The organism is Roseburia sp. AM59-24XD (assembly GCF_003478445.1).
Taxonomy (GTDB): domain Bacteria; phylum Bacillota; class Clostridia; order Lachnospirales; family Lachnospiraceae; genus Jutongia.
In genome coordinates this window covers 1-16,156 of the sequence record NZ_QUET01000005.1, presented here as the reverse complement: position 1 = coordinate 16,156, position 16,156 = coordinate 1, and the positions used below count along the sequence as shown (strand labels likewise).

At 41.9% G+C, this 16,156-nt stretch carries 19 protein-coding genes; all 19 read right to left on the bottom strand.

Features of this window, described 5'->3' with window-relative positions; translation table 11 throughout:
* Positions 1 to 5: 5 nt before the first annotated feature.
* The 19 genes from DXA20_RS03095 to DXA20_RS03010 all read right to left on the bottom strand — a co-directional run bounded on the left by DXA20_RS03095 (position 6) and on the right by DXA20_RS03010 (position 15,881).
* Positions 6 to 464: a DUF6711 family protein gene (locus DXA20_RS03095; protein WP_118559263.1), complete on the bottom strand. Its 459-nt coding sequence runs from the start codon at positions 462 to 464 to the stop codon at positions 6 to 8.
* A gap of 111 nt (positions 465 to 575) precedes the next feature.
* On the bottom strand, positions 576 to 1,307 hold the full coding sequence (locus DXA20_RS03090; RefSeq protein ID WP_118559262.1) for a hypothetical protein: 732 nt from the start codon (positions 1,305 to 1,307) through the stop codon (positions 576 to 578).
* Between the two features lie 231 nt (positions 1,308 to 1,538).
* On the bottom strand, positions 1,539 to 2,024 hold the full coding sequence (locus DXA20_RS03085; protein ID WP_022306196.1) for a hypothetical protein: 486 nt from the start codon (positions 2,022 to 2,024) through the stop codon (positions 1,539 to 1,541).
* Between the two features lie 122 nt (positions 2,025 to 2,146).
* Positions 2,147 to 6,721, bottom strand: a complete 4,575-nt coding sequence (locus DXA20_RS03080; RefSeq protein WP_118559261.1) for a hypothetical protein — start codon at positions 6,719 to 6,721, stop codon at positions 2,147 to 2,149.
* A 39-nt stretch (positions 6,722 to 6,760) separates the two neighbouring features.
* Positions 6,761 to 7,096: a hypothetical protein gene (locus tag DXA20_RS03075; RefSeq protein ID WP_207664218.1), complete on the bottom strand. Its 336-nt coding sequence runs from the start codon at positions 7,094 to 7,096 to the stop codon at positions 6,761 to 6,763.
* Positions 7,097 to 7,155: 59 nt separating this feature from the next.
* Positions 7,156 to 7,704 (bottom strand): hypothetical protein, encoded by a 549-nt coding sequence (locus DXA20_RS03070; protein WP_118559259.1) that lies wholly within the window; start codon positions 7,702 to 7,704, stop codon positions 7,156 to 7,158.
* 56 nt (positions 7,705 to 7,760) lie between these two features.
* Entirely contained in the window at positions 7,761 to 8,222 is a 462-nt protein-coding gene (locus tag DXA20_RS03065) for a hypothetical protein (protein ID WP_147403680.1), read from the bottom strand.
* A gap of 109 nt (positions 8,223 to 8,331) precedes the next feature.
* Positions 8,332 to 8,730: a hypothetical protein gene (locus tag DXA20_RS03060; protein ID WP_118559257.1), complete on the bottom strand. Its 399-nt coding sequence runs from the start codon at positions 8,728 to 8,730 to the stop codon at positions 8,332 to 8,334.
* Complete coding sequence (locus tag DXA20_RS03055; protein ID WP_118559256.1) at positions 8,723 to 9,229, bottom strand: hypothetical protein; 507 nt, start codon at positions 9,227 to 9,229, stop codon at positions 8,723 to 8,725. Before DXA20_RS03055 ends, DXA20_RS03060 begins: the two co-directional genes overlap by 8 nt.
* Positions 9,214 to 9,645 carry a hypothetical protein gene (locus tag DXA20_RS03050; protein ID WP_118559255.1) on the bottom strand — a complete coding sequence of 144 codons (432 nt, stop codon included), beginning with the start codon at positions 9,643 to 9,645 and terminating at the stop codon, positions 9,214 to 9,216. Before DXA20_RS03050 ends, DXA20_RS03055 begins: the two co-directional genes overlap by 16 nt.
* A 52-nt stretch (positions 9,646 to 9,697) precedes the next feature.
* Complete coding sequence (locus DXA20_RS16630) at positions 9,698 to 10,171, bottom strand: DUF2829 domain-containing protein (protein ID WP_330420600.1); 474 nt, start codon at positions 10,169 to 10,171, stop codon at positions 9,698 to 9,700.
* A gap of 11 nt (positions 10,172 to 10,182) precedes the next feature.
* Positions 10,183 to 10,641, bottom strand: a complete 459-nt coding sequence (locus DXA20_RS03040) for a hypothetical protein (RefSeq protein WP_147403679.1) — start codon at positions 10,639 to 10,641, stop codon at positions 10,183 to 10,185.
* Positions 10,642 to 10,748: 107 nt separating this feature from the next.
* Entirely contained in the window at positions 10,749 to 11,108 is a 360-nt protein-coding gene (locus DXA20_RS03035; RefSeq protein WP_118559253.1) for a phage head-tail connector protein, read from the bottom strand.
* Positions 11,109 to 11,111: 3 nt separating this feature from the next.
* The gene (locus DXA20_RS16080) at positions 11,112 to 11,288 is read right to left on the bottom strand and encodes a hypothetical protein (protein WP_158577108.1); all 177 of its coding nucleotides are present in this window, start codon (positions 11,286 to 11,288) and stop codon (positions 11,112 to 11,114) included.
* Positions 11,289 to 11,300: 12 nt separating this feature from the next.
* The gene (locus tag DXA20_RS03030; protein WP_118559252.1) at positions 11,301 to 12,128 is read right to left on the bottom strand and encodes a N4-gp56 family major capsid protein; all 828 of its coding nucleotides are present in this window, start codon (positions 12,126 to 12,128) and stop codon (positions 11,301 to 11,303) included.
* Positions 12,129 to 12,156: 28 nt separating this feature from the next.
* On the bottom strand, positions 12,157 to 12,741 hold the full coding sequence (locus DXA20_RS03025) for a hypothetical protein (RefSeq protein WP_118559251.1): 585 nt from the start codon (positions 12,739 to 12,741) through the stop codon (positions 12,157 to 12,159).
* 335 nt (positions 12,742 to 13,076) lie between these two features.
* Entirely contained in the window at positions 13,077 to 13,649 is a 573-nt protein-coding gene (locus DXA20_RS03020) for a hypothetical protein (RefSeq protein WP_147403678.1), read from the bottom strand.
* Between the two features lie 23 nt (positions 13,650 to 13,672).
* Positions 13,673 to 14,323 (bottom strand): phage minor head protein, encoded by a 651-nt coding sequence (locus DXA20_RS03015; RefSeq protein WP_118559249.1) that lies wholly within the window; start codon positions 14,321 to 14,323, stop codon positions 13,673 to 13,675.
* Positions 14,324 to 14,339: 16 nt separating this feature from the next.
* A complete protein-coding gene (locus tag DXA20_RS03010) occupies positions 14,340 to 15,881 on the bottom strand; it encodes a phage portal protein (protein WP_118559248.1) in 1,542 nt (513 codons plus the stop codon).
* Between the last annotated feature and the right edge of the window lie 275 nt (positions 15,882 to 16,156).

Here is a 16,156-nt window from a genome sequence, read left to right as displayed (position 1 = left end):
CTTCCCTAATACTCGATCAACGCCAAACGGATCGGCAAATACATCGGGGCTCCATGATATAAGCCACCATATTGGAACTGCACATCGGGCATATAAAATTTTCCTGTTGAGTAATCATCCTCCCAATCATTGTAGTACCTCGCATGAATTGTTCTGGATTCATATGATCCCTCTCCCTGTTTATAACCGGTTCGTATTGCTTTTATCAGTTTGCATTTATCCTCATATGTTAAATACGGTGTGTTCCATTCAATCTTCGTTCTATGGTGTTTCAACACTTTACGTTTCAGATAACCATTACCATTCACATAAGAGTCTATATCCTGCATCTGGCTCGGTGTCATTGTCAGATTACCGTTTGGCTGTATATACTTATAAGACAGTTTCTGATAGGTATATTCACTCTGTGTAGCATTGTAATCCGTTGGCAGGGCGATCAGCCCTTTCGTATGTGAATATGCCATAAATCATCACCATCCTTTCAAAATATCCATACAAAAAGACACCCGCCTTACGGCGAGTGCCTTAATTTCTCTGATAACAATATAACATGTTAAAAATGTGATATGTGTGAATTATTTATCTTTTTTTATAACCAAATCCATTATAATAGCAGTCCCTTTATAACTAATACATTCTTCCGGAAAGAAAACAAAACAAATTTCATCTATTGATTCCCAGTCATCAATACGATTTTTGTATTCTCCAAGATTCAAACAAAATTTCTTTTCATCAGTAGATAAATTCAAACATTTTTTATATACTTTTTTATTTAACTGTTTGTTAGTTAACTCAATCCACATACTACCCACATTATCTGTACCTATGTAGCTAAATTCTAAACAATAATCATCTTTTACAAAACTTCGCCAATCATACATTGGTAAAGATTTTATTGCAAAGCCTATCCATCTATTAATCTCCGGATGTGATTCGATATCAGAAAAATCTGATATAAATCGAAAATTATTCGACTCTCCAATCAATAGTAGATTACATGTCTTTCCATCAACTCCTTCTTTATATTTATCATATTCCTGTGGAATAATATTGTACGTTGACTTTTCCAATATAGGAGGTTCCTTTTCTACTTGTTCCGTGAAATGATAGGTAGTAATTGTTGACTGATCTCCTGCGCTATAAGAAGTTCCTCCGCCATCAACATAGATGTTCTTTTCACCATTTTGAATAGTTGAATTATCCCCTGTCTCCACATTTGACATTTTATATACTTTTGATGCGGTAAAACATGACACAAATAATCCCACTATAGAACATATCCCTGCTAATAAATTAAATACGTCCATTTTTCATCCCTCATTTCATCAAATATCCTCTAACCTTAAATTTTATACATTTTTTTCTTCTCTCTATAGGTATAATTTTCCTTAGAACTACATATATTCCTTTTCCATAATTTCATTCTTAATATTTAAAATATATATTTGAATTTGTTGTATAACAACAAAGGGGCTTTCGCCCCTTTACTTCATTGACAATTATTTAGCATTGCAGCAGCGTGAATTGTATCAAAGAATCTATGCTTTCTTCTTAGTCTTCACAGCACATACCAAATGGAATATAGCCAAAATCACGCACAATCCTCCCCAAACACTTAAATCACCATATGTGTCTGCACCTGGCATAGCTACAAAAAAACCAAAAAGATATAATATCACGCAAGCAACTGATCCCCCAATCCCCTTTGCATTTCGACTGGCAATACTAACAATTCCTCCAACCAAATACATAATTGCACATACCAATCCTGACGATCCACTTGTCGCACCATTTTCCTGAAGAGCATTACTCACTCCGGCTGCGCACGACTGCAATGCAATCAGCAGAAATAATACTATGGATATAATTCCCAGTGTCAATCTGCCGGTAGACCATACCCCCTTTGGTTTCTCAACAACAACTGTTACATTCTTTTGATTCGGATTCGGATTTCCACAGTTTGGACATTTATCCGCATTCTCTGAAAATTCTTTTCCACATTCATTACAAGTTATAAGTGCCATAATACTTTCCTCCCATAAATTTAATTTGCCATATTATACCATATTTCGACAATGACTTACAATATAATTTTGCTAAAATATCATATATTCCATATGTCATCAGATATAATATGGCAAATCAATCACACATATAATGGGGTTCCAAAGCGTTTCTTATGATCGCTATTTGCCTTTGTAGTTACACGAACGATATCTCCCTCTGAAACACCTTCCACATACAATGGCTGTCCATTTTGCCGACCCTCTCCCATCGCAATAATTGCATTGCATAAATACGTGAGAACCGGATTCAATGCATTATATACACCATCAGAAACCGACTGCACAATCTGTGTATTATTGGCAACTGCTGTTTTTCCTCCAATTGTTCCAACCAACTCCGGTCCTTTCTCCCGTGCCAGGAAATACTGCCCCTGCTGTGGAAAACCACCTTCGGCAAAATGCGGCGTTGGAATTTCTTTGATATTAATTCCTATAGGTTTGCCTGCCACCTTAAATTGCAATTTATTTAAGCTGCCAATAATATACTTGTTGATCCACTCTACCACCGTCTTAATTGCCCCCTTTACCAGATCAGTGACAATATCCAACTTAATAGTCTTCGAAGTGAAGCTGTCCCATGTACTTTTTATGCGGTTCAACACATTTTCTCCATTTTGCTTTAAAGTTTTAATTGCGGTTCCATCTTTAATCGAATTCCATGTTTTCTTAATAGTTTCAATCGCACTTTTACCAGTTTGCTTCAATGTTTTAACTGCCGTGCTGTTCTTGATAGAATTCCAGCTTTGCTTAATTTTGCTGATTGCCTCTGCTCCCCCTTCTTTTGCTTTGGCGATCAACGTAGCGGTCTTATCCTGTATGCTATTCCATTTCTCTTGCAAGCTGGCAATCGCACCATCTTTTGCTTCCTTCACCGTTGTTCTGAGTGTTAAAGTCTTATCTCCCCACCACGCTTCAACATCTACCCACCAGTCGGCAAATGCCTGCCAGAAATCGGACCAATCATCATCGGTAAAATGAATAAAATCAGAATACTTCCAATCAACCTGATACTGTTTCATATCTTCGGAAACCAGAGCATCACCAATCGCTTTTCCAATCTGAGCACCGATTCCAACGGCTGCCACTGCTGCTACAAGCGTTGTTGCTATCGTAGCCGCTGTTGCCGCAGCTCCTGCAGATGCCAGTCCGGACAAACTGCCTGTCATAAGTCCCGGCACCTGTGAAAATGCTGTTGTGATACCAGTTCCAATCGCATTAGCAATTCCACCCACAGTAGCTGTTTCAGCTCCAACAGCGGTTGCTATTTTGGTCATGATCTTTCCAGCCAAAGGCTTCATATAATTCGCCCCAAAATCCTTGATCTTCCCTATACTCAGTTCAATTGCTCCTTTGATTTTACCGCCAAGATCTATAATTGCCTCTCCTGCAGATGTCATTCCAGATCCTATCTTGCTAAGGATATTCTTTGCGATTGGTATAAATTTTTCCGTGGTAAATTCGCCAATTTTCTCAACCGCTGTTCCAATTGCTCCTTTGATTTTACCACCAAGGACTGTAAGTGCTGTTTCATCTTTTTCCAAGGATGTCCCCATTACTTCAAGGATTTTGGTTGCCGCATTTTCAAAGGTCTTCGTGGTAAGCGTAGACAATTTGATGAATCCTAATGCCGTAATGATTGCAGTTTCAACCGGCGACTGTGCAAATGCCCCTTGAATCGCTTCTGCGATCGCTCCCAGTATTTTTAATGCAAGATCACCAAAATCCCAAGCGATCCCGGCAAAATCAATAGATCCAATAGCAGTTGCTATTGCCTGCCCAACCTGATCCCATTTAACAGTGATCAACGCTGTACTGATTGACGTTGTAATACCTTTAATTCCATCCGATATCGTCTTACCTAATTCCTGCCAGCCATTCAAACCGGTATCTTTATTGACCTGTCCCATCTTATCAAAGAAATCATTGATCCCCTGTCCGACTGCATCTCCCAGCCCCTGAAAATCGAATGTAGTCACAAAGCCAAAAGCCGTTTCAATGCCCGCCTTAAGTTCCGAAGCCATTGTCTTGAAATACTGCTGGATCACGCCGGTTTTAATGGCATTATTCAATGAGGTGGCAAGCCCTTTTCCAAGGTTCACCCAGTTGACCGTGTCAAAGAAATGCTCCTCTGCTTCCAAACAAGCCTTAATGGAATTGCCAATAGCCTGCCCTAAGCCAGCCCAGTTATATTCACCAATAAATCCATTTAATGCGGTTCCAAGTATTCCGGCAATCTTGTTTAAACCATCCGAGAATTTCCCTACGTTTTTATTTACCCAGTCAATTCCCTTGTTAAGCCAGCCGGCAATCGCCTCGCCAATCTCGGTACCGTCTCCTGAGTTCCATGCATCCTTGAACAATTTCGTCAGTTTACCGGCAAATTTTTCTGCATCGGATGTCATGTCGTTATACGCTTTATTCCATACCTTTTCATAATCTCCCAAAGCGTCAGAAAGCTGACTGGTCAGATCAATCGGTTGGCTGTTCTTATCATCATCTTTCTTGTCCTTATTGGAGTTGGTCGTGATCACATTTAACTCATCAAATCCCATGAGCTGCTTGGACAGCTTCTTCACAGAATCTGAAGTATCATCAACAGAATCTTTTGCATCATCTGCCGAATCTTCCAAGCCATCAAATACATTGGAATATCCGCCACCTGAATTACCAATAACATCTTTCAGATCTATCCCAAGCATAGATGCCGTCCACTCAAACAATTTTCGGATTGCAATCACAAGACCATTCACATACGGCAATACTTTCGCAACTGAAGATAGGAACATATTTCCAATCGTTCTGGACAGAGATTTAAAGCTATTCTGCAGTAAACGGAGCTGGTTTGATGGTGAATTGATTGTTTTGGCCAGATTTCCCCAAGCAACTTTAGACTGATCAAGAATTGCCAGCATTCGAAGTTGCATCTTCTCATTTTGGGACATGCTAGATACCGATTTTTTAATTCCATTACTGTACGCATATTGCTGTAATGTTGCATTTGTTATGTCAATTCCGTATTTATACAATGCTTCGGACTGTCCCATCAGACCTGATGAAAAGTTTTTCATTACTGTATCCATGTCTACATTCTTAAAAGATGACATATCTCCTGCAAGCATGGATAATGCCTTTGAGGCAGCCGTAGACGCCTCTCCACTCATTCCCACAGAGTTGGTAACTTGTGCAACACTGGCAGCGTAGTTCATCATTTGTGACGAATCCAATCCAAGATTTTTACTATTAGTATCCGACAAGGTTCCATCTTTCTCCATATGAAATCCCGTCATTTTTCCCATTGTGTCAGTCAATCGTTTCTTAAATGATTCGCCGTATTCTTTGGCATTGTTATAACCATATTTTTTATAATCTTTCCCCCATTCGGACGCAATTTTTCCCATTGTAGTATCAAAATAATCATAGTCCTCAACATAGTCCATGGAAGATGTCACAGCATCTTTCACATAATCCGCCACACCACGCAAAGAACGGACCACCACATATAGCTTCGCAATTTTACCGATCAAGCCTGCTGCCGATAAAGACGATGCATTAAAGCCCGGCACCAGCCCCTTTAAATTTTTTCCAAAGTTGGCGATTGCACCACCGGTCCCCTTAACTTTGCCCCAAATCACTTGAAAACCTTCTCCAATCAGTCCAAGCACTCCCCGGGAGTTCCCCGTCTTGGTCAAATTGGCTTTATATCTTTCCAGCTCATCAGATGCCTTTTGCAACTGGACATAGGTTTGGTCAAATCCTGCATCCCCAAAACCGATGCCATCATCTTTCATTTCCTTTAATTTTGCCTGCAGTTTATCAATCTTTTCGCTTAGAGTGTCTGATTCTTTGATATCTTCTGCCAGTCCATAAGAACTTTTATTTAATGCCGCCTTATACTCTTCTGCCTCTCGCTCCACCTTCTGCAGGGCAACATACGCCTCATCCCACTTATCGGTTCCCATATAACCGCCAGATTTTTCTACATTGGACAGATTTTCTCTCGCTTCTGCAATTTTCTTGTCAAATCCATGTAAGCTATTCTCCGCTTCATGTGCCTTTACAATCGCCTCATTAAGGGATTTTTGAGATTCCTCCACAGAATACCGGGCTGCCTCCGGAATCGCCTGATATATCTTCTGTACGTTGGCCTGCACATCGGCAATACTGCTATTGGTTACTTCTGCCGTATTTACAGGAATAACCGGTGTTTCTGTTAGATTACCGGCAAAGTTCTTTCCTTGTCCGACCGCCTCATATTCTTTCGACAATGAATGGATAGACTTCTGCATGTCCTGGATTCCGGACGAATCAAATTTTAAGCCGCCGCCCAAAGCTTTCTTGGAGGTTGATACTGCTTTTTGCAGGGCATCTGCTGTCTTCTCTGCACTCTGTGCCGCCTTTTCCATCTTCTGCACATTTGCAAACTGATCCAGCCCCTTTGCCATTCGAGTAAAATCAGAGGTTTTCACTCCACTCATTGCCTTTGCTGCATCGCTGAAATTATGCAGACTTTTTGCAAATGCATTCAATTCATTGGTTTGGATGCCTCCTAACGTACGGCGCAATTCCATCATTTTCTGAACCAGCTTGTCAAGCTGCTGATTTGCTCCTCTTGCGGATGCCTCAACCTTTATATTCAAACTATCTACCGCTGCCATCCAAACACCTCCTGAATGCAAAAATAAAAGAGAGTGACCTTATTCAGAATCACTCTCCTGTGCCGACTGCTTCCGCAATCGTTGTCTCTCTTCTCTTGCCTTTGCCCGCTGATTCCGTCCCTCCATAATCTGGAGATTCATCACCAACGCCTCTCTCGCATTATCAATTTCTTCCTGTGTGTAGCCGTCGTGTTCCGCCCGCTCCCGGCTTTCCTCCGCAGTTCCAAAACTCAGCGGCTTCTCCGGATACTCTCCACCAAAGCAGGCATTTAAGGCACGCATAACATAAAGACCATTACGCCATCTGCCATGCTCCTCCACCTCCAGTTTTTTCTGGTACGCTTCTCGGAACGGCTTAAGCTTCGTTGGATTCAAATGCCAGAATAATTCATATGGCACCCCATATAAAAGGGCATTGGGCAGAAACTCTGTCCTTATTCGGTCCCGGAAAGATTCTCCTTCACCGGTTCCTTCCTTGCTTCCTGCGCCGCTCTCTGAGCCTTGGTTGGCTTCTTGCGCTTGTGATCCGCCGGCTTCTTGGTTCCCTTGGTGGTTGCTGCATTCTTCAGATTGTCCAGAATGTCCTCCATTCCGGTTCGTTTGAAAAAACCGTCCTCCTCCATCTGAGAAGCGATTGCAGTACAAAGTGCATAATAAGACATCGCCCTCTCATCTTCCGGATGTTCCTTGCAAAACTGCTTGTACAAATGTCTGGCATCTGCCCGGCTCTGAATCATCCCGTCACCATCTGGTCCATGATTCTCCAGCAATCCGGCATAAAACATATCCATTGCCATCCTTGGCAGGTCTGAAAGACTCATCAGAAAATCTCTCACCTGCATCTCCTCGGAATGAGTACTGTCAATCTTCGCAGTCATTGTCCCGCCAAAAATATCCATTGCCGCATCAATACACTCATGACGCTCTGCCGCCTCAAATGTATATTCCAAAGTAATCACTTTTCCACCTACTGTAATCTCCATAGTCAATCTCTCCTTTGCAAAAAAAGGGCGGTTCCCCGCCCCCATATTATGTGTTTTTACGCTGCCACCGGCTCAATAGCTTCTCCAAATCCCATATATTCATTGATAATATTGGAAATCTGAAGATCCAGCTTATTGCCCGGCTCCAGATCCGGCATCGGAATCTCGCCCGGCTCAAATTTTACAAAATAAGAACCAAACCCCGGAATGTAGATATCAGCCCACGTCGCCTTCTTCTCTTCTTTTCCTGCTTCGGCTGCTGCCAAAAGAGCGTTCCATGCCGTAACAAAATCTGATGATCCATTGAAGTTAAGATTCCAGTCTCCACCGGTGTCACCGACACCTGCAATGTACTGTTTGATCTTATCCTCAAAACAGGTCACATCGATCTTATCTTTGGTGACATTGATACCGGCAATCTTGCTGCAACGCTTCACCCAGGTAAATGACTTTGGCTTGGTTCCGGCAGTCTCCTCAACAGCCCAGCCGAACTTCACACCAATCGTAGATAAATCCATCTGCTTATCCTCCTTTTTTTGCAAAACAAAAAGAACCTCGAAAATCGAAGTTCTTTCATTAACTGTTTCTATCATAAAAATGCCAAAGCATTCTTATTGCATATTCTTTTTACAACTCATCGCCATCACCGACAATCCTCCGGAATCTCGCAATGATCCTGAAATACTCCCGGTTATCCGGGTACGGTCCGGCAATCAGCTCATATCCCATACCAAGCATCACATCCCCGGCTGCATCCATGATCTTTCTCGCTTCTGTCTGTGAGCCATTCGGGGATGCCGCCGAATACGCATGTAACTCGATCGTGGAGGTAATGTAGCACTGCGTATTCTGAAAATCTCTGCCAGTCGTAGGTTCTCCAAGCGACTTAATATATAGGCATGGGAGTTGTGTCGGTGCACCAGATAAATCCGTAGAAGTCAAATACAACTTCGGATACGGTGCATCCGGATCCGTTTTCAGCTTCTGCATCATCCGCTTATTCACCTTATTCCATACACTAAGCACCGGCAAACACCTCCATCGCTATTGTCTCTATTCTTTCTCGCAGATCCATACCGGTCTGGTACAAAAAAGGACGGCTTGGCATTCCCTTTGTCCAATGCCATTCGCCATCCTTAAAATAATACCACCCCATATCGCCATGCTGATTCACATCATATTTCCACCCCACAATGGAAGTATCCGGATGCGGGGATTCCTGTCCTACGATGCCGGTACCAAACTCCACATATGCCGCCCACGGACAATCCGTGATCACAAGCCAGCTTGCACCATCAGGAACAGAGCCACTATACTCTGCCCGAATGCTTGATAACAGCTCACCGCTGTAAATTGCATCAAAGTCCGCAATGTTCACTCTGGCAATCTCCACGCCAATCTCTGCTACACGCTGAGCAAAGATACGACATTTATATGTAAGCTGTTCCTGGTATGCCTGCATTTGTTTTATGGCAGCGTCAATGGAGGATAGGCTGTCGTAGGTGAAATTTATTTGTGTTGGCATTCTTTCTCATTCCTTCTCTCAATCTCATCGCAAATCACAGAATAATAGTATGCATGTCCTTCTGAATCAACTCTTGCAACGAAAGTACAACTATAAATCATTAACCCCACCATCCACATTGTCCCAACCACAATTCCCTTCCCTATAATATCCAATTTTGTTTCTCCAATAAAAACAATGGCTAGATTTGCTGAAATCATTGAAAACCATGATATCATTAATGCTCCAAGTTGTCCCATTGCATCATTATGTGTTTTTTCCAATTCCAATATTGCTTTTGCGTGTTTTAACTGCTCCATTCCGAATTGCTTACAGATTTTTTGACACTTATAATAAAATTGATAATCAATTTTTTGTTCATTAAGTTCCTTATCTAAAACCTCCAATACAAAGCAGGTTTCTGTCGTTTTTTTCATGAAATCACTCCTTTCATCGCCATTATACGACAAAAGGAGCTACATTGGAACATTATTCTACAACAACCCAATCCTCTGCAAGCACATCCCCGATTGATGGAACCCACATCGAGTGTGAACCGTCTACCTGTTTAATCTGCAAATATGGATTGCATTTGAATAAATCTCCCTCATCCATTTTCCATGCTTCTGCTGTCTGCTTATTACATGGAATACCATCAGGATACCCCTTCTGATACACAACAAACATTCCTTTGCCGTTCCATCCCTCACGAGCAACCTTACACCCTTTCTTCAAAAGCTCCAAAGCGATACCAAATGTCATGCCCATACAACAATCTCTATATGCTTCCTCAAACTGCTTTTTCGGTGACCAACTCTCATATCCATCAGAATACTTTACTAAATATCCCTCATCTGCCGGATTCTCACCCTCTGGAATATTCCAGCCACGGTATTTATTGTAATCTCCTCTGTTCATGGGTTTTGCTTTGATCATCTTTGTACCAATATACTGTTTCACCATAAATCTCTCCTTTACCAATCTTCTAGATCACTACCCGGATCCTGCCCTGGTTCTTCTGTAGTGTTTTCTGTCTCTTGTTCCATATCTTCCACAACACTCTGTGCAATCAGCTTCACAGCAATACGCAGACTTTGCATTCCATCCAACGGATGTGCCGCCACCTTATAATTTGCACTGGACGGATCCACAGAACCATTATCAAGATATGACGGCTCCTTTCCAATCCATAAAAGCGTTGTTTCCGTAATTGGCAGCCTCATATCTGTGCTACAGATAATGCGATCATAGTCCACCGATGTTCCAAATGGATTCTCCTGTGCATTGCTCTGTCCCGTACTAAGGCTTGCCCGGAATGCCACCGGCTTCTTGTATCCGGCTTTACACTCCAGCACGTCATCGCCTACCGGCATCTGCTTATCATACAGCGCATAATACATTTTACGCTTATTTCTCTTTAACTGCTTTCGCATAAACATCTCTCCCCATAATTGGTATCGCTCCCAGCCTCCACATAGATACCGCCCTGCTTGACATAAGGAGAGATTCTAAGGAATCGCCAAGCGTACCACTTGATTCTCTAATAGACCTGTGCAATCGGCACAATACCCGCAAAAATACCGTCTCTACTTTCCATGCTGACGGAAATTCCATTATCCGAATTGGACTTCTGGAACTCGCCACCAATCATGCCATAATCATACATGGCTAGATTCTTAATATTGGAAAAGTAGTTCTGCAGGTCATTGACCACGTATTCCTCCGTGTAACGTCCTGCATAATTGCGTTTCTGCTTTACCTCCCGCACAGCTCCCTTGATCTTTGACTGCAAGAGAAGAATATCCTGCTCAGATTCTACTTCCAATTCAATTTTCAATTCCGACAGAATCTCATTGATCAGCGTTTCTTCTGTCAGAACATCCTTCTCCTCATCAGCCATACCCTACTCCTTTTCCTCTGTGGCAGCCTTTGGCTTTCTGCCTGATTTCTTATCCTCTGCCACATTCTCAACAACCACATTTTCCTCTTTCAGCTGTTTCCATCCGCTGTTGAGAAATGCCTCTAACTGCACCTTACTTTCAACCTCATTGGTCATTCCATCTTTTTCTACTTTATACATATTTTCGGCCTCCTACTCTGCACTCTTGTGAACACCAATCGCACATGCCTTCTCTTTTAATACAAAAGCATCATATCTGACACGACCTTCTACAAGCCAACCGGAGATACCAGGTGCATCTGTATGGATCTTGTACTCCTGCAATTTAACTGGTGATGGCATAACGATCGCATTCGTGATGATAAAATCAACATTTTTAGGGAATCTATTCGTAGGAGCCTTAATAACAGGTACCCCATCAATATCACCTACAATGCCGGTAATTGCAATTTGTGTAGCCATATCACCTTTTTTGGTGAACGACTCATCCAGCTTGATCTTATTGTAGTATGCAGGTGTGCACAATACCACTCGTCCAAACTGTGGAGCTTCATTATCATCCAAAATGCCCTGCACTGCCAAAAACTCTTCATAAGCGTTTTCCTTAGTAGTCGCAAGCGTTTTTACATTTGCTACCGGTGCACCAGCAACCAATGTTGAAATACGATATGTATCTACTTCCGGAATGACAACCTCATCAATCTGACGGCGTAAAGCCTTTCCAGCTTCCATCACCATCATTGTGTCATCATAATTCTTGCGATCGATCGTAAAAGTAAAAGAACGATCCTGTTTAAGAGTCATTTCCTGAGTCTCGTTACCAAGTTCCTCCGGCGTACCATAACGATTGGTACCAGACACTGAATAATCATTCATTGCTGATGTTGGAATGGAATACACATTAACCGTGGACACTCCGATCCAGTCAAACTCACCGTTTACAATTCCATTAGTCAAGGAGCCTGTAGAAAATCTCTCATCTACATTCTGTGAATATTTGCTTGCATAATTTACTGCCATAATCATACCTCACTTTTCAAATCTTTGTTTACATGTTGAAACCTTTCAAAAAAGCATCTTCATCATCATCTGAGTTTCCAGCTGGTGGATTCGGCATAGACTTCATCCAATCAGCTTTCATTGTTTTTTCCTTTTCCTCAATAAAAGTCTGCTGAATGCTGAAAAGCTCATCAGTGTCGTTATCACACTGTGCTGCCGCAGCCTTTGCAGCCAGATCCGCAGGATATCCAAGTGCAAGGAAATTCTTCTCAAACTTTGTAATAGTATTTTCACGAAGCAGCTTCTGAAACTGTTCCTCCCTCTCGGCTTCTTTCTCTGCCTTTTCCTGCAAAGCAATCTCCTCGGCAGTCTGCTTCTCACGCAACTGCTTTTTGTAGCTTGCCGCTTCACTGGTTGCCTTGTCATTTGCCTTTTTCAGTTTTGCATTCTGCACCTTAAGCTGTGCCACCTGTTCTGCAAGGCTGACATCGTCATCGCCATCCAGATCTGCTTTGTTAGATCCTTCGCCAGACTTTCCACCTGTCGCAGATGTGTCTCCAGCATCACCGTCACCGCCTGCAGGAGGCTCTGCAAATAACTGTAAATTCATCGGGATAAACTCTTTCTTTCTCATATCACTACCTCATTTCTGCGTTTTCAGATCTTCTCTGATCATCATTGCGTTTTAAAATCTTCTCTGATTTCCGATTGTCCGCGAAATTTGTATTGCGCTTTCTCTAGCGCATAATAAAAAGACGCTTACCTCAGCTGTGAGATAAACGCCTTTCATTGATCATATTAAATTTTCGGATTTCTCCTTGTATCAAATATAACATATGGGAAATGTGAATTGTGTGAAAGTCTGTTTTTTCCATACATAGATTTGACATCTGCTCCATATAATGATAGTATATCTAAAAGATATCTTTGAGGAGTGGATACCTTGCCCCCATATTTGGGCGAGGCCATCTACTCCTCTTTTTTACTCCTTTTATAAATATTGAGAATATTTCCATCTTTAGATAAAATTATCTTATCTATAAATTTTGTATGACTTGAACGATACACATCTGTAATCTGTCCACGTATTTCTTCCACTGTCAATGGACATTTTGTAATATCAATAACAAAATTATTAGCCTGTCTTTTCTTCTTTGAAACCATATTATATATAACTGCTTTTCCCTGTCCTATAGGCTCCTTTATATCATACGGCTCATTATTTATAAAAATATCTGGCGTTGATACTTTTTGCGGATACAACACTCTTGGAATCATTTTTACATCTGCACCAAGTAAATCCGCCAAACTCTGTGCAATTCTCCTTTCACTTTCTGAATAATCTAAAACAACATTTTTCCCATCTACCGAATATGTATTGCCTTCTTTTTCATATTCCTCCTCATCGCTCACTGTTCCCACCAGTTTTTTACCAAGCTCCAAATATTCCTCTGTAACATCCACAAAAAGTGTCTGTTCACCTTTGCCTGGATCTTTATCATTTTTTACGTCATCTTTTAATATCCGCTTGTCATCCTGCAAATACTCCACCGAGCACCGGCAGTTCACAATCTCTTCCAAACCCGCTCCCAAAGAATCGTCCTCGGATACATCATCATATATTTTCCAACACGAAACGGGCGACTGATATCGACAACCTGTCCATCTACATCCGCATGATCTGCCCTGACTCTCTCATCCCGGTAGGACTTCCACCTCTTCTTAGTACAGCCATTTTTCACAGCAGTAATGTATTCATCCCCATTCAAAATTGCATTAGCTTCATTCTCCGCTACATTGGTGGCTCGATCCACAGAAACCACATAGGGATCCTGTGGTTTATTCGCTTTGCTGGTAGTCAATGATCCACCTTTTAAGGTTGTGTCTACAATACTGTCACACACCTTCCGGATATATCGCTGCATTTTCTGATCCGGCTCTGCCACCTTTTTCACCGATGATAAGTATCTCTTTTGAAATGCTTCTGAGAGATACTGTTTATCCTGGTTTCGTTTTGACAAGGCAAATAAAAAAAGCACATCCGCCAGCAGCAAATTTGCTAAACGGACACGCTTTTCTTTCTCTTCTTCACTGATCTGCATATTTTCGAAATAATCATGAATCGGTATTTTTTTCCGGATGGCTTTCCGCCGGTCATCCTTAGTTGTTTCGGTCGTTGAAAGTGTATTTAACTCATCAAAATTTGTTAATCCCATCGCTCATCCCTCCACTCTACGCATTGGCAAATGGAGTTGCCTGCGGCTGATCTGACATATCCGGCATATTCTTTCCATCCATAATCGTCTGTTTGTCATTTTCACCTTCCGATGCTGTATCCACAGTCTCTGATCCTTTCAATTTACTTTCCAAAAGCTTATTGACCATTTCCTCGCTGTCCAGCACAAACTGCTGTGCATCGGTCGTAAAGCCTGCCAGCTCTGTTGCCTTGAGCAGATCAGCGCCGTTCTGAATCAAAGTTGCCCAGGAATTGACTTTCGTTGCCAGATCGTAGGTCCTGTTTCTATCAAACTTCGGTTCAATATCCGCCAGTCTCAGATTTCGCACCTCTTCCGGTACATCCGGATCATTACTGAAAATCTCCAGCATAATGCGAATGCATTCTTTCTCTGACTTCTTGGTCAACTGAGATTTCTTTAATGCCGAAAGCTCCGCAGCCTGCCATCCATTCGACAAGCTCATTGCGGATCCGGTAGAACCGCCGCCCTGTTCCTGGCGTCCCGGCACATTTGTCTTTTCGTGAATACGATCAATGAAATTCTGTGTCAGAGTTTGAATTCCATCCTGTGACATCTCCTTGGACAGATACGCCATTTTCGGATCATGACCGTTGCCGGTAGATTTTGTTTCGATCAATGCTCCATTTCTTACGGTGGAATTGCCATTCTCATCCTTTGGCAGTTCTGCATTATGTACCCACAACAATGACTGCACACACTGTACAATATCATTCACTCTGTCCGATGTTACGATATTCAGGGCATCAATTTCCGAAATCACACGCTCAAAGCATCCCATCCGGTCATAATCATTGATATACTCCACAATAGGGATCGCCGCCGGTATATTCTTTCTCCCGTTCCCATTTGACACAACCCACTTCTGTCGTTTACTCTCACCTTTAATTTTTGAAATGTTCTTTACCTCAAAATATGTATCCTCTGTATAACAGCCATAGGTGGAGTTTCCATTCTGGTCTGTAATATATGACACGCCCATAATCGGCCTGCGGTACACATCATTGGTGTACACAATAAAGGTATTCATCGGATTCAGTGTAAGAATATCCACAACAGAACTTCCAAAACGATACTGATCCGGCTTTGCCTTGATCAGCCGGTACCCAACTCCACAGATTTCAATAAACCTTGCCAGCTCCTGATCTGCAGATGGTTTGTTTTCCTCTTCCATCATCTCATTGAGCATTGCAATACCAACATTATCCGCATCTTTATTATTCTCCCGGATTCCTTTATTGGCTCGCTGCACATACCGGATTGGTGAGCCCCATTCATATCCCAGTTTAAACTCCGTGATCTCCGCCGCCATATTATCCTTGACCTTGATATTGATTTCCGGCCGGATCTCTTTGATTCGATTATCAATCGGCTGGAGACCACGCTCATAATCCAACAGAAATTTTATATCCGATCTATTCTGTTCGTGGATCACCAGTGCATCCCGAAGCACCTTCACCACGTTATCCTTCGTAATCTGCATCACATCTGTATAAATCTGTTTTCTTCCAAACTGCACGACAATCCACCTCTTTCTGCATAGAAAAAGAGCCACGGCGGTTCGTAGACCGTCTGGCTCTCTGATACTGTTTCATACTATTAAATTAGCATTATTTGAGTGTGAATTGTGTGAAAAGTTATTTGTCTATATTAGATACCTCAAAACAAGAAATGTCATCGTAATAAATTATAACTCTTTCTTTATCATCCTTTGTATGATCCTCTATTCTCTTCAACTTTCCATTCTTCATTACTATAAATTTTCGATATTTCCAAAGGCACAAAAACCTTCTA